We start from the raw sequence: 12,995 nt of genomic DNA, 5'->3' as shown, positions 1-12,995 counted from the left end.
CCTTTGCCATCATGAATTCATCCCCGTACGGTTCCAGCGCCCTGCCCGATGACCGGCCCCCTGCCACCGGGCTGGCCCTTGACCCCGTTGTCCTGAAAGACTTACAACGGTTGCAGCCACGCGACGGCGTCGCCTTCGTGAACCGCCTGCTGCGCCTGTACCGCGACACCCTGGACAAACATCAGCAAGCCATCTCAACGGCTTGGGCCACCCGGCATTTCCGCGTCATTCAAGACAGTGCCCACACCCTCAAATCGGCATCGGCCAACATCGGTGCCCGTGAGCTGGCCGAGGTGTGCCACGCACTGGAGCAAGCCCTGCGCCACGAACATTGGGATGAGGCTTCCCGTTGGGTCGCGCCTTGCTTGGACACCTTGCGGCGCACCACCGAGGCCGTCGATGCCCTCCTGGGGAGGCCGGTGTGACGATCACGCCGATTCAGCCATGGGCTGACGCCTCCTCCGACCGAGAGCGGCCCACCGTGCTGCTGGTCGATGACGAGCCCGTCAACTTGGCGCTCGTCAGTGCGGCGCTGGGGCAGTATGGCTTTGATGTCACCGAAACCCACAACGGTGAAGACGCCCTGCACATGCTGGGCGAGTGGGTGCCCGATCTGGTGATTTTGGACGCGCTCATGCCCGGCTTGGATGGTTTCGAAACCTGCCGTCGCCTGCGCGCCCGCCGGGGTTTGGAGGATCTGCCCGTGCTCATGCTCACGGGCCTGGACGACGACGCTTCGATTGAACGCGCCTACCGAGCTGGGGCCACAGACTTCATCGTCAAATCCAGCCAGTGGAGTTTGCTGGCCGGCCGGTTGCACCACATGCTGCGCGCCGCACGCACCCACCAAGAGCTGGTGCGCAGCCGCGCCCGCCTGGCCCGGGCGCAAGATTTGGCCCGCATGGGCAGCTTCGATTGGCGTTACCGCCCCCGCCTGCCCGTGATTCAAGGGCTGGAGTGGTCAGCGGAGGCGCTGCATGTGTTCGGTTACACCTCGGATGAGGCGTTGTCGCTGCACAGCCTGCTGCGCCAGATGCAACCCGATGACCGGCGGGCTTTGCTGATCACGCTGCGCCGTGTGCTGCGGCACGTCTTCCCGGTCGCCATGGACGTGCCCATGCGCCGGGCGCCGGGCGGGTTGCGCATCATCCACGTCGAGGCCGAGCCGGAGTTCGGTGACTTGGGGCAATGCCTGGGCTACACCGGCATCATCCAGGACGTGACCGAACGCCATTTGGCCGAAGACTCGATCCGGCGCCTGGCCAACAAGGATTCACTCACCCAACTGCCCAACCGGCGCCAGTTGCAGTGGCGCGCCGAAAAAGCCTTGGAGCAAGCCCGCCGCATGGGCCATCGCATGGCGCTGCTGCTCATCGACTTGGATCGCTTCAAGAAGGTCAACGACACCCTGGGCCACACCGCCGGCGATGAACTGCTGATCGAGGTGGCGCACCGGCTGCGCAGTTGCGTGCGCCACAGCGACCAAATCATCGACGGCAACATCGACATGGCTGGCGTGCGCCTGCACCGCATGCTCGAAGCGGTCGGGCGGCTGGGTGGCGACGAGTTCGTCGCACTCCTGCCCGAAATTCGCCAAGACAGCGACGCCGAGCGCGTGGCCCAGCGCATGTTGCATGCGCTGCGGGCACCGGTGTCGATCGACGGCCAAGACTTGATCGCCACCGCCAGCATTGGGGTGGCGCTGTACCCCCGCGATGGCCACTCGGTGGCCGAGCTGATGCGTGCCGCCGACGTGGCGATGTACGCCGCCAAGGAACGCGGACGCAACAGTTGCGTCACTTATACCCCGCTGCTGTCCGAGCGTGGGCGCGAAAAATTGGAGCTGGAGAGCGCACTTTACAAAGCCATTGGCCGCCAGCAGCTCATCCTGCACTACCAGCCCAAAATCGACATTCACACCAATGCGATGGTCGGTGTCGAAGCGCTGATGCGCTGGGATCGCGGCAGCGATGGCGGTTTGGTGCCCCCGGGCGAATTCATCCCGCTGGCCGAAGAAACCGGGCTGATCATCACCCTGAGCGAATGGGCCCTGGGTGAAGCAGCACGCCAAGCGGCGGTGTGGCGCGATCAGTTCGGCTTTGATGGCGCAGTGGCGGTGAACATGCCCAGCCGCATGTTCTTGCGCCAAGACCTGGCCCAATTGATCGACAAGACCTTGGAGCCTTACGGTATTCCGTCGCACATGCTGGTGCTGGAAATCACCGAAAGCAGTTTGATGCAGGATTTGGAGCGCATCTTGCCGATCTTGCAAAACTTGAACGACCGAGGGGTGCAAATCTCGGTGGACGATTTCGGCACCGGGTATTCGTCCTTGCAGTATCTGACCGAATTGCCGATTTCCGAGCTGAAGGTGGATCGCAGTTTTGTGGAAAACATGGCGGTCAAACCCAAGGCGGTGGAGGTGATCAACCTGATTGTGTCGCTGGCACGCTCGCTCAATTTGCGCGTGGTGGCCGAAGGGGTGGAAACCCTGCCGCAAGCCAGTTTGCTGCGCAGTTTGGACTGCAACATCATGCAAGGGTATTTGTTCAGCCGCCCACTGCCTGGGGACAAACTGGCCGAATGGGCCATGACGCACCTCCAGCACATGCGGCCCGACGGCGCCCGCACGCGCCCGTCCCTGGAAGGCAACGCCAAGATGCACTCGGCAGGGTTCCTGTTCTGAAGCAGGTGCGGGACGCAGGACGCGGGACGGCTCTGGGACAATGCGCCGCCATGAGCACGCAAGACACCCTCACCCTCCTTCGCCCCGACGATTGGCACCTGCACGTGCGTGACGGCGCCGCCATGGCCACCGTGGTGCCGCACACCGCACGCCAGTTTGGTCGCGCCATCATCATGCCCAACCTGCGCCCACCGGTGACGACCACCGAGCAAGCGCTGGCTTACCGTGACCGCATCCTGGCCAGCGTGCCCGCTGGCCTGTCGTTCACGCCCTTGATGACGCTGTACCTGACGGACAACACCCCAGCCAGCGAAATCGAACGCGCCCAAGCTGCCGGTGTGGTGGCCCTCAAGCTCTACCCTGCCGGCGCGACGACGAACAGCGATGCCGGCGTCACCGACATCCGCAAAACCTACGCCACTTTGGAAGCGATGCAACGCGCCGGCTTGGTGCTGTGCGTCCACGGTGAAGTGACGGATTCGACGGTGGATTTGTTCGACCGCGAAGCCGTGTTCATCGACCGCGTGATGCAGCCGCTGCGCCAAGACTTCCCCGAGCTGAAGGTGGTGTTCGAGCACATCACCACAAAAGAAGCGGCTGATTACGTCGCCAGCGCCGGCATGTTCACCGCCGCGACGATCACCGCTCACCATCTGCTGTACAACCGCAACGCGATTTTCCAAGGCGGGCTGCGGCCACACTATTACTGCTTGCCGGTGCTCAAGCGCGAAATCCACCGCCAAGCCCTGCTGGCGGCGGCCACCAGCGGCAGCGACCGTTTCTTCCTCGGCACGGACAGCGCTCCGCACCCCGCCCACCTGAAAGAACACGCTGCCGCGTGCGCAGGCTGCTACACGGCGCTGTCCGCCATGGAGCTGTACGCCGAAGCGTTCGAGTCGGCGGGTGCGCTGGATCGGCTCGAAGCCTTTGCCAGCCGCAATGGCCCGGCGTTCTACAACCTGCCGGTGAACGAAGGCACGATCACGCTCAAGCGCGAAGCCTGGACGCTGCCCGAGAGCGTGGCCTTCGGCGACGCCAGCCTCAAGCCGCTGCGCGGCGGCGAGGTGATGAACTGGCGTCTGGTGGACTGAGTTCGCCCGTCACGCCTGGGCGTTCAGCGCTTCGCCCAGGGCGTTGACCAGCGCGTCAATTTGCGCCGGCGTGCTGATGAAGGGCGGGGCGAGCTGGATCGTGTCCCCGCCGAAGCGCACGTAAAAGCCTTTTTCCCAGCAGCGCAGGCCCACTTCGAAGGGCCGGCGCGCCGGCTCACCCGGCATCGCCGCGATGCTCAAGCCAGCAGCCAGGCCGATGTTGCGGATGTCCGTCACATGCTTGGCGCCGCGCAGGCTGTGAACTGCCTTCTCGAAATACGGGGCCAGCTCGGCCACACGAGCGGGGGCGTGTTCGCGCTCCAGCGCGTCGAGCGTGGCCAAGCCGGCTGCGCACGCCACGGGATGCGCCGAGTAGGTGTAACCATGCGGGAATTCGACCGCATAGTCCGGCCCGCCAGCGGCCATGAAGGTATCGTGAATCTCGCGGCTGGCCACCACACCGCCCAGCGGCTGCGCGCCATTGGTGACTTGTTTGGCGAAATTCAAAATATCCGGCGTGACGCCGAAGGCTTCCGAGCCCGTCCAAGCCCCCGCCCGGCCAAAACCGGTGATGACCTCATCAAAAATCAGCAGGATGTGGTGTCGGGTGCAAATGTCGCGCAGACGCTGCAAGTAACCCACCGGCGGCACGATCACCCCCGCCGACCCCGAAAACGGCTCCACGATCACGGCGGCGATGTTGGAAGCGTCATGCAGGTTGATCAGCTCCAGCAGCTCGTCGGCCAAGTGGGCGCCCGTGGCCGGTTGGCCGTGGCTGAACTCATTGCCAGGCAGCAGGGTGTGCGGCAGGTGATCCGCGTGCAGCCCCTCGCCATACAGCTTGCGATTGCCGCCAATGCCCCCCACGCTGATGCCACCGTAGTTGACGCCGTGGTAACCCTTCATGCGACCGATGAAGCGTGTTTTGCTCGGCTGGCCTTTGAGACGCCAGTAGGCGCGGGCGAGTTTGAGCGAGGTGTCCGCCGCTTCGGAACCTGACGCGGTGAAGATCACATGATCCAACCCTTCGGGCGTGTGCGCCACGATGCGTTCCGCCAGTTGAAAGGACAGTTTGTGCCCGAACTGGAAACCGGGCGAATAGTCCAGCGTGCCGATTTGGCGCGCCACGGCAGCGGAAATTTCGCTGCGGCCATGGCCCAGGCCGCAGGTCCACAAGCCGGACAGGCCATCAAAAATCGAGCGGCCCCGGTCATCCATGTAGTAAGCGCCCTGCCCGCTCACCAACAGGCGCGGATCGGCCTTGAACTGGCGGTTGCTGGTGAACGGCATCCAATGGGCGGCCAATTGGGCGGGCGTGAGGGCGTCGGGGCTGTCTGAGGCCATCGACGTGGGGAGGGTGTGCATGTCCATGGCCGGGGATTCTTGAGCAAGATCATGGGTGCATAAACTGCAATCTTTGGCCATTTACTTGCAGCGTATGACAACTTTTCGGCCGAGGTATGCATGGTGAAAAAAGCTCTGCTCGGGCAAGTCGGCGACACCGAAATCCGCCTGCTGCGCATCTTCAAAACGATGGTCGAATGCGGTGGGCTGAGTGCGGCGGAGTTGGAGCTGAACATCGGACGCTCCACCGTCAGCCGGCATTTGAAGGACTTGGAAACCCGCCTGGGCCTGACGCTGTGCCGCCGAGGCCGCGCCGGTTTTGCGCTCACCGCCGACGGCCAGCGCGTTTACGAAGGCACCCTGCGCTTGCTGGAAGCGCTGGACGGCTTCCGCAGTGACATCCACGATTTACACGCCGACTTGCAAGGCGTGCTCACCCTGGGGCTGTTCGATAAAACGGTGACGAATCCACGTTGCCGCATTCACGCTGCGATTGCCGCGTTTGGCCAGCGAGCGCCCCGGGTGACACTGGAGTTGAGCATGGGTGCCCTCAATCAGTTGGAAACTGCCGTGCTGGATGGCCGCTTGCAACTGGCCATTGCCCCGGATCATCGCCGGTCGGACAGCCTGCACTATCACCCACTGTTCGACGAAACCATGTACCTCTACTGCGGCCCTGGCCATGCGCTCTGGGCGCAGGCACCGCATCCCGAACGGCTCGATTGGGACACCCTGCGCCAAACCGACTACGCTGGCTTGGCCTTTCACTCGCCCAACATGGAGGTGACGCACCGCCTGCGCCTGCGCCGCACCGCCACGGTGACAGATCAAGAGGCGTTGGCCACTCTGATTTTGTCGGGGCGTTACATCGGTTTTTTACCGGATCACTATGCGGCGATTTTCGTCAACAGTGGGCAGATGCGGCGCTTGGTATTGCCGGAAGCAGACTATCACGTGCAGTTTGTGGCCATTGGCCGAGCGTGGCCGGGGCCATCCCGATTGGGTCGCGCCTTTTTGGTTGAACTCAAAAATACCCATGCGGGATGTTTTTAAGCGGTGGGATTCTTGGGTCGAAACCAGGCCACCTGCACGATGAACAACACCGCCAACCCCAACAAAACCCACAGCCAGTGGGACATTTCAAAACCCGGCTGATCAAAACGAACGGGCAGTTGGGTCATTTCCACCAAAACGCCCATTTCGAGCACGGACAGCACAAAAATCGCGCCCAGTGCCCGCCGTGACGCAGGTTGCGCAGGCACGCTGGTGCGCCGGATCACCCGCCGGAACACCATCACCAACAACCACAGCGACACCAGCGCCACCGCCAATTTGCGAAACACCACCGACACGGTGAGCCCGGACAGCGCCAGCCCCACCACCAGCATTTCCAACCCTTCCACCCACGTTTTTTTCATGGCGCTAGACTGCCCCACCGTTGCCCTTCTTGAAAACAATCATCCCATGTCTTGCCCTGACACGGCTTTGTTAGCCGCTTTGCAAACCGTCCTCGACCCCAACACCGGCAAGGATTTCGTCTCCACCCGCCAGCTCAAAAACCTGCGCATCGATGGCAGCGACGTTTCCTTCGACGTGGAACTGGGCTACCCGGCACAAAGCCAAATCCCGGCGCTGCGCCAAGCCCTGATCGCCGCTGCGCGCACGGTGGCGGGTGTGGGCAACGTCAGCGTCAACTTGAGCGTGAAGATCGTTGCTCACCAAGTGCAGCGCGGCGTCGCGTTGTTGCCGGGGGTGAAAAATATCATCGCCGTGGCGTCGGGCAAGGGCGGTGTGGGCAAAAGCACCACCACGGTGAACCTCGCCTTGGCGCTGGCCGCCGAAGGGGCGCGGGTGGGCATTTTGGATGCGGACATCTACGGCCCCAGCCAGCCCATGATGATGGGTGTCAGCGGCACGCCCGAAAGCCTGGACGGCAAGAGCATGGAACCGCTCGAAGGCCACGGCGTGCAGGTCAACTCCATCGGCTTTTTGGTGAATCCGGACGACGCCATGATCTGGCGCGGCCCCATGGCCTCGCAAGCGCTGGACCAACTGCTGCGCCAAACCAACTGGAAAGACCTCGATTACCTGATCGTGGACATGCCGCCCGGCACCGGCGACATCCAACTCAGCCTGAGCCAGCGCGTGCCCATCACCGGCGCCGTCATCGTCACCACGCCGCAAGACATCGCCCTGCTGGACGCGAAGAAGGGCCTCAAGATGTTCGAAAAGGTGGGGGTGCCCATCCTCGGCATCGTGGAAAACATGGCGGTCTACTGCTGCCCGAACTGTGGCCACACCGAGCACATTTTTGGTGCCGACGGTGGCAAGGCCATGGCGCAGCAGTACGGGGTGGATTTCCTCGGCGCCCTGCCGCTCAACCTGTCGATCCGCCAGCAGGCCGACGCCGGCTGCCCGACCGTGGTGGCTGAACCCGAAGGCGAGATCGCGGCGATCTACAAATCGCTGGCCCGCCAAGTGGCAGTGAAGGTGGCACAGCGCGCCAAGGACTTCTCGGCCAAGTTCCCCACCATCAGCATCTCGAAAAACTCGTGAACCTCGGCGCCGGCATCGCCCGGGGGGAGATCACCGGGTTGATTTTGGCTGGCGGTCAAGGCCGCCGCATGGGTGGGGTGGACAAGGGCCTGCAACGGCTGGACGGCGAACCCCTGGTGTACCACGCCCTGCGCCGGCTGGCACCGCAGGTGGGCGGGGTGCTCATCAGCGCCAACCGCCATCTGGCGGACTATGCTGCGCTGGGGGTGCCCGTTTTGCCGGACACGCTGCCCGACTTCCCCGGCCCCCTGGCGGGCTGGCTGGCCGGGCTGGAACGCTGCCCCACGCCCTGGCTGATGACGGTGCCATGCGACACCCCGCGCTTCCCGCTCGATGGCGTGGCCCGCCTGGCCGAAGCGGTCTGGCGCAGCGGCTCGGACGTGGCATGGGCCGCCACCTGGGAAAACGACGAGGCCGGTGGCCCACCGCGCCTGCGCGCCCAGCCGGTGTTTTGTTTGCTGCGCCGCACTTTGGCGCCGCGTTTGGCGGCGTTTGTGGCCAGCGGGGAGCGTCGGGTCGGGCACTGGCTGGCACAACAAACCGGCGTGCGCGTGGCCTTTGAAGACGCCGGCGCGTTTGTCAACGCCAATACGCTGGACGAGCTGGCCGGGCTGTCGGCAGGCCTCAGCGCCGCACCGCCGGGGCCACCAGCTTGATGACAATCTCGACCCGGTTGTTCAGCACCTGCCCCTGCGAGGTGGCATTGCTGGCCACGGGCTGGCGCGAGCCCATGCCCTCGTAGCTCAAACGCCGATCGCGCACGCCTTGGCGGGCCAATGCTTCGGAAATCAACTGCGCCACACGCAGGGCGCGGGCCGTGGACAAGCTGCGGTTGTAAGCCTCGTTCATGCCCCGTTCGGTGTGTCCCACCACATGCGCTGTGACCTGGCAGTAACGCCCCACAGCTTGGGCGATGCGCTGGGCAATGTCCAGAAACTGCCGGCTGATTTGGCGGGGGCCTGTCAACAGCACAGGCCCTGGGATGCGCAAGGACACCGAGCCGTCCGCCTGATCCACCAACAGCATCTGATTGGCTTGCGCCTGCCCCGTCAGCGTCTGTGCCAGGGCTCGGGCCAACACTTCGGTGCGATCTTGTGCCAGCGAGCGGTGACCACGCGGTGTGTGCCGTTGCTCGGCAGCGCGCAGCTTGAGCACAGCCGCATCCAGCCCGACGCACGCATCGCTGGCCATCGCCTGAGCGGGCTGTTGGATGGCACGCCGCTGCGTTTGAAGGTCGTAGCGGGTGGTGGGAGGAGAGATGGACTCCTCGTAACCATCATGCCCGTCATAGCGAGGAGACGCTGCCGATGGCGTTTCCGTCGGCTGGCGTGGCGGTTCGGCACAAGCGCCCAGCGCCAGTGCCGCGACCACCCCGATCCAGGCAGTCCGATTCAACAAGGGACGGAAAAAGACCATGGCAGGGATGATAAGTCCCTCGCACAGCCCCAGTGTTGCGCCAAGGCGCGACAACCCAGGCCATCCCACAGGCAAGGGAAAGGAGGGGCCACTACACTGCCCTGCACCATGAAGCACCTCGCCCAAGACATCGCCAACCTGCGCAAAAGCTACGAGTTGGCCGAACTCGACGAACACCAAGCCCTCAGCGCCCCGCTGCAACAGTTTGAGCAGTGGATGAACGAGGCCATCGCCGCGCACATTCCCGAGCCCAACGCCATGACGCTGGCCACGGTCGGCGCCGATGGGCGGCCTTCCACCCGCATCGTGCTCATCAAGGGGTGGGACGCACGTGGTCTGGTCTGGTACACCAACTACGCCAGCCGCAAAGGCCAGGAGCTGGCGCAACACCCGGTAGCGGCGCTGCAATTCCACTGGGTCGAGTTGGAGCGTGTGGTGCGTGTGGAAGGCACGGTCGAGAAGGTGAGCGACGCCGAATCCGACGCCTATTACCACTCGCGCCCGCTGGACTCGCGCCTGGGCGCGTGGGCCTCGCCGCAAAGCCAGCCCATCGGTTCGCGGGCGGTGCTGGTGGTCAATGCGGCCAAGGCAGCGGCGCAGCATGGCCTGAACCCGCCGCGCCCGCCGCATTGGGGCGGCTATCGACTCATCCCCGACACCTGGGAGTTCTGGCAAGGGCGCAAGTCTCGCCTGCATGACCGGCTGCGTTACCGTCTGGACACCGCCGGCCAATGGCAGCGCGAGCGCCTCGCGCCCTGACGCCTCAGAACGTCACCCGCAGCCCCACCGTGGCCGCCCGACCCGGCAGGGGCGACAGCTCACGCGCCGTGCGCAAAGCGGTGGCGTTGTAGGCCAGGGTGTTGCTCAGGTTGTCGAGCTTGAGGAACCAAGTGGCGTCGAGGGCTTGTTGGCCCCACGTCCAACGCTGATCCAACGCCACCGAGGCGTTCCAGAGGGTGTAGCTGGGCGTGGCCACGTCACCGCTGGGCACTTGGGTTTGACGCCCCGCGTGGCGCACGCCCAGCGACCCGCGCCAGCCGTCACGCTGTGCCGACAAGCTCACCCCCAGGCGCCACGGCGCCAAACGCGGCAGGGCCTCGCCGGTGCGGCGGTTCTCACCCCGGCTCAGGTCGAAAGTGCTGCTGGCCTCCCAGCGCCAGCCCAGGGCGTCAAAGCGTTGGCGCCCTTCCAGCTCCAGCCCCCACAGTTGCGCGGGCACGGCATGGAACACGTACTCCGGCACCTTGGTGGTGCCGCCAGAGGCTTCATCCTCCACGGCGATGTCCCGCCCCGAAGCCTCCAGCGCGATGTAGTTGGCAAAACGCATCACATAGGCATTGGCCTTGAACAGCCCGCCAGCCTGCTGCCACTGCACCCCCACATCGACATGCCGGCCACGCTCCACCGCCAGCTCGGCATTGCCGCGCTCGTAAGCACCAGTGGCGACGTGCAAACCGTTGGCGTACAGCTCATAGTAGGCGGGGGCACGCTGCGTCAGCCCCAGCGTCGCACTGCCCGACCACGCCCCGCCCAAGGGCCACACGCCCCCCAGGGACGCACTCACCGGGGTGAAACGGCGCTCGTCGGCGCTGCCAAAGCGAGCTTCTTCCGCACTGGGCGCGTCCCCCTCGGAGCGCACGCTCACCCGCTCGGCCCGCAGACCCAGGCTGATGTCGGCGTCCCCCCAGCGGGTTTGCTCCAACGCGAACAGGCCCAGGTTGCGTGTGAGGGTGCCCGGCACGAACGCCTCGGTGCCCAGCGCCTCAAAATCCAGCCGCTCGGCTTGCACACCCCACACGCCCCGCCAGCCGGCACGCTCGGCGTGTTGGGCTTCGAGGCGCAGTTCTTGGCCACTGCTGCGGAAGGTGGTGCCCACCTCGCCCGTGCCTTCCACCTCCTGATGTTGATAGCGCGTGTGGCTCGCCCGCCCGTTGATTTGGGTGAAAAAGCCCCCGCCGCCCAAACGCCGCTCCCCGGCCAGGGTGAGGCGCTCGCGCTCCATGCGGATCAACACATCGGGTTCGACGGTCACGCCGTAGTCGTTGCGGTAGCTGTCGAGCGCGGCCCCGAGGTAACCGTGTTCGTCCGTCCACGACACCCCCAGCGCCCCGCCCTGGGCCTGCGCCGCTGAGTTGCGCACCCGCGTGGTCGGTTCCGCCGACACGCCATCGGCCACCGGGGTGAAACGGGGCACGCGCAAATCGTCGGTCTCACGCCCGAATGCGTCCACATGCCAGTTGAAGCTGCCCGAGGTTTCCCCTGAGCCACCTTCTAACACCAACGATCCCGCCTTTTCCCGCGCAGCGCCACCGGCGCGCAGTTCGGCGCGTCCGCTCAAACCGGCCAGGGTGTCACTCGGAATGCGGTTGTCCAGCGTGTTCACCACGCCGCCCGTGGCGTTGCCGCCATACAGCAACGAAGCCGGGCCGCGTAGCACCTCCACCCGCTCCACCACCAGCGGATCGAGGGCCACCGCGTGATCAAAACTCAGGTTCGAGGCATCGACCGAGGCGCCCGCGTTGTCCAGCACCCGCACGCGGTCGCCGTCCAAACCCCGGATCGCAGGCCGGTTGCTGTTCGGCCCGAACCACGACGCGGTCACGCCCGGCAGGCCGTCCAGCGTTTCGCCCAAAGTGGCGGCGCGGCGCAGCAACAGGCCGTTGCCAGTCAACACCTGCGCCGGCTGGGCCAGGTTCTGGCTGCGCAGCGGGTTGCCGGTGATCACCACCGCTGGCAATTCACTTTCGACAGGGGTGGGTGCGTCGGCAGCCCAAGCTGTCACAGCGGGCAGCGCCCAACCCAAACTCACCATGCAGGCCCGCACCACGGGGCGGCATTGAAATTCACGCATCATGTCAAACACTCGCAAAGCACCGATCGCCCGCCGATCTGTGCAGATGGGCAGGCGATGCATCATTCAAAAGGTGGATTTCTCGCGGCCCACAGGCCGCTTGTTCAGCCCCGATGCGGCGGAGCGCGAGCGTGATAGGCCAGGCTGAGGCGCTGACCTGCACCGATGTCCCCGCTGACGGGGAGCCAAAAAGCCCAGGCGTCCGGCGCAGAGGGCGGCACCTGGACACCGGGCAACGATGCCCCAAGCAACAAATGGTCGAGCAACGCGCACACCGCGTCGCCCGCCTCGTGGCCGAGCACGGAACCGTGGGCGCCCGAAAGCGCCGCCACCTCTTGCGCCAACAGGCGCCCTTCCCCGTGCAGGCTGCGGTGCCAAACGCCCAGCCCTTGGGTCAGAAGCCAACCCAGCGCCAGCGCCGCCCATGCGCTGCGCAGCGCTCGTCCCCAACGCAACAGTGTCGGTGGTTGAACGGTCATCCGGCGGCGTCCGGGCGCACCAGCGACGCGAACACCTGCCGGAACTTGTCCACCTTCGGGGCCACCACCCAGGCGCAATAGCCCTGATGCGGATGCCGGGCGAAATAGTGCTGGTGTTCAGGCTCAGCGGGCCAGTAAGCACGCAGCGGTTCGGCTTCGGTCACCAAGTCGGGAGCGCCTTGGGCGGTCAGGGCGTGGCGCACTTCGGCCAGCACGGTGTCGATCACCGGGCGTTGCGTTGCCTCGTCGTGCCAGTAAATGCCGGAGCGGTACTGTGTGCCCACGTCGTTGCCTTGGCGATTCAGCGTGGTCGGATCGTGGATGACGAAGAACACGCGCAGCAAATCGGCCAAGCTCACCTGTGCCGGATCGAACACCACCCGCACCACCTCAGCGTGCCCCGTTCGACCGGTGCAGACGGCCTCGTAGCTGGGCTGTGCCAGCGTGCCGTTGGCGTAGCCCGATTCCACCGACACGACGCCCCGCACCTGCTCATACACCGCTTCCAGGCACCAGAAACAGCCGCCGGCCAGGGTGATGGATGCGTGGGTCATGTCGATCTCCGGGGTTTC

13 protein-coding genes are annotated in these 12,995 nt (G+C 65.3%); 7 read left to right on the top strand and 6 right to left on the bottom strand.

The annotated features are described in order from the left end of the window. The first annotated feature begins 11 nt into the window (after positions 1–11). From VITFI_RS08495 to pyrC, 3 genes are read left to right on the top strand one after another with little or no spacing between them, the layout of a single operon-like run. Entirely contained in the window at positions 12–425 is a 414-nt protein-coding gene (locus VITFI_RS08495; RefSeq protein WP_157725615.1) for an Hpt domain-containing protein, read from the top strand. Beyond that, positions 422–2,686 (top strand): putative bifunctional diguanylate cyclase/phosphodiesterase, encoded by a 2,265-nt coding sequence (locus tag VITFI_RS08490; protein ID WP_198301374.1) that lies wholly within the window; start codon positions 422–424, stop codon positions 2,684–2,686. Before VITFI_RS08495 ends, VITFI_RS08490 begins: the two co-directional genes overlap by 4 nt. A gap of 50 nt (positions 2,687–2,736) precedes the next feature. Then, a complete protein-coding gene (pyrC, locus tag VITFI_RS08485) occupies positions 2,737–3,777 on the top strand; it encodes a dihydroorotase (RefSeq protein ID WP_089416578.1) in 1,041 nt (346 codons plus the stop codon). A 9-nt stretch (positions 3,778–3,786) separates the two neighbouring features. On the opposite strand, the gene VITFI_RS08480 is transcribed toward pyrC, so the two are convergent. After that, on the bottom strand, positions 3,787–5,148 hold the full coding sequence (locus VITFI_RS08480) for an aspartate aminotransferase family protein (RefSeq protein ID WP_269768705.1): 1,362 nt from the start codon (positions 5,146–5,148) through the stop codon (positions 3,787–3,789). A gap of 93 nt (positions 5,149–5,241) precedes the next feature. Here VITFI_RS08480 and VITFI_RS08475 point away from each other — a divergent pair, with 93 nt between their 5' ends. Beyond that, positions 5,242–6,174: a LysR family transcriptional regulator gene (locus VITFI_RS08475; RefSeq protein ID WP_089416577.1), complete on the top strand. Its 933-nt coding sequence runs from the start codon at positions 5,242–5,244 to the stop codon at positions 6,172–6,174. Here VITFI_RS08475 and VITFI_RS08470 read toward each other — a convergent pair. Next, a complete protein-coding gene (locus tag VITFI_RS08470) occupies positions 6,171–6,539 on the bottom strand; it encodes a hypothetical protein (RefSeq protein ID WP_089416576.1) in 369 nt (122 codons plus the stop codon). The two genes, VITFI_RS08475 and VITFI_RS08470, sit on opposite strands and share 4 nt — an antisense overlap. Positions 6,540–6,585: 46 nt before the next feature. Between VITFI_RS08470 and apbC the strand changes: the two genes are divergently transcribed. Continuing rightward, the gene (gene apbC / locus VITFI_RS08465) at positions 6,586–7,677 is read left to right on the top strand and encodes an iron-sulfur cluster carrier protein ApbC (protein WP_089416575.1); all 1,092 of its coding nucleotides are present in this window, start codon (positions 6,586–6,588) and stop codon (positions 7,675–7,677) included. Further along, positions 7,674–8,333 (top strand): molybdenum cofactor guanylyltransferase MobA, encoded by a 660-nt coding sequence (gene mobA, locus VITFI_RS08460; RefSeq protein WP_089416574.1) that lies wholly within the window; start codon positions 7,674–7,676, stop codon positions 8,331–8,333. Before apbC ends, mobA begins: the two co-directional genes overlap by 4 nt. Here mobA and VITFI_RS08455 read toward each other — a convergent pair. Further along, positions 8,302–9,093 carry an OmpA family protein gene (locus tag VITFI_RS08455; protein WP_089416573.1) on the bottom strand — a complete coding sequence of 264 codons (792 nt, stop codon included), beginning with the start codon at positions 9,091–9,093 and terminating at the stop codon, positions 8,302–8,304. The two genes, mobA and VITFI_RS08455, sit on opposite strands and share 32 nt — an antisense overlap. Positions 9,094–9,201: 108 nt before the next feature. Here VITFI_RS08455 and pdxH point away from each other — a divergent pair, with 108 nt between their 5' ends. Further along, the gene (gene pdxH / locus VITFI_RS08450) at positions 9,202–9,852 is read left to right on the top strand and encodes a pyridoxamine 5'-phosphate oxidase (protein ID WP_089416572.1); all 651 of its coding nucleotides are present in this window, start codon (positions 9,202–9,204) and stop codon (positions 9,850–9,852) included. 4 nt (positions 9,853–9,856) lie between these two features. Here the strand turns inward: pdxH and VITFI_RS18660 are convergent, their stop codons facing one another. From VITFI_RS18660 to msrA, 3 genes are all read right to left on the bottom strand, one after another. After that, positions 9,857–11,947, bottom strand: coding sequence for a TonB-dependent receptor (locus VITFI_RS18660; RefSeq protein ID WP_198301373.1), 2,091 nt, complete (start codon positions 11,945–11,947; stop codon positions 9,857–9,859). A 101-nt stretch (positions 11,948–12,048) separates the two neighbouring features. Continuing rightward, positions 12,049–12,423 carry a hypothetical protein gene (locus VITFI_RS08440; RefSeq protein ID WP_089416571.1) on the bottom strand — a complete coding sequence of 125 codons (375 nt, stop codon included), beginning with the start codon at positions 12,421–12,423 and terminating at the stop codon, positions 12,049–12,051. Then, positions 12,420–12,977, bottom strand: a complete 558-nt coding sequence (gene msrA, locus VITFI_RS08435; RefSeq protein ID WP_089418048.1) for a peptide-methionine (S)-S-oxide reductase MsrA — start codon at positions 12,975–12,977, stop codon at positions 12,420–12,422. The genes VITFI_RS08440 and msrA overlap by 4 nt, the downstream gene beginning before the upstream one ends. Positions 12,978–12,995 lie beyond the last annotated feature (18 nt).

The organism is Vitreoscilla filiformis, assembly GCF_002222655.1.
Taxonomy (GTDB): Bacteria; Pseudomonadota; Gammaproteobacteria; order Burkholderiales; family Burkholderiaceae_C; genus Ideonella; species Ideonella filiformis.
This window is presented reverse-complemented; position numbering and strand designations above follow the sequence as displayed.

Excerpts from the sequence above, each read along its gene's own strand:
- VITFI_RS08440 (WP_089416571.1), bottom strand. The coding sequence starts at position 12,423 with ATGACCGTTCAACCACCGACACTGTTGCGTTGGGGACGAGCGCTGCGC.
- msrA (WP_089418048.1), bottom strand. The coding sequence starts at position 12,977 with ATGACCCACGCATCCATCACCCTGGCCGGCGGCTGTTTCTGGTGCCTG.
- VITFI_RS08475 (WP_089416577.1), top strand. The coding sequence starts at position 5,242 with ATGGTGAAAAAAGCTCTGCTCGGGCAAGTCGGCGACACCGAAATCCGC.
- apbC (WP_089416575.1), top strand. The coding sequence starts at position 6,586 with ATGTCTTGCCCTGACACGGCTTTGTTAGCCGCTTTGCAAACCGTCCTC.
- VITFI_RS18660 (WP_198301373.1), bottom strand. The coding sequence starts at position 11,947 with ATGATGCGTGAATTTCAATGCCGCCCCGTGGTGCGGGCCTGCATGGTG.
- pdxH (WP_089416572.1), top strand. The coding sequence starts at position 9,202 with ATGAAGCACCTCGCCCAAGACATCGCCAACCTGCGCAAAAGCTACGAG.
- VITFI_RS08495 (WP_157725615.1), top strand. The coding sequence starts at position 12 with ATGAATTCATCCCCGTACGGTTCCAGCGCCCTGCCCGATGACCGGCCC.
- pyrC (WP_089416578.1), top strand. The coding sequence starts at position 2,737 with ATGAGCACGCAAGACACCCTCACCCTCCTTCGCCCCGACGATTGGCAC.
- VITFI_RS08480 (WP_269768705.1), bottom strand. The coding sequence starts at position 5,148 with ATGGACATGCACACCCTCCCCACGTCGATGGCCTCAGACAGCCCCGAC.
- VITFI_RS08455 (WP_089416573.1), bottom strand. The coding sequence starts at position 9,093 with ATGGTCTTTTTCCGTCCCTTGTTGAATCGGACTGCCTGGATCGGGGTG.
- VITFI_RS08470 (WP_089416576.1), bottom strand. The coding sequence starts at position 6,539 with ATGAAAAAAACGTGGGTGGAAGGGTTGGAAATGCTGGTGGTGGGGCTG.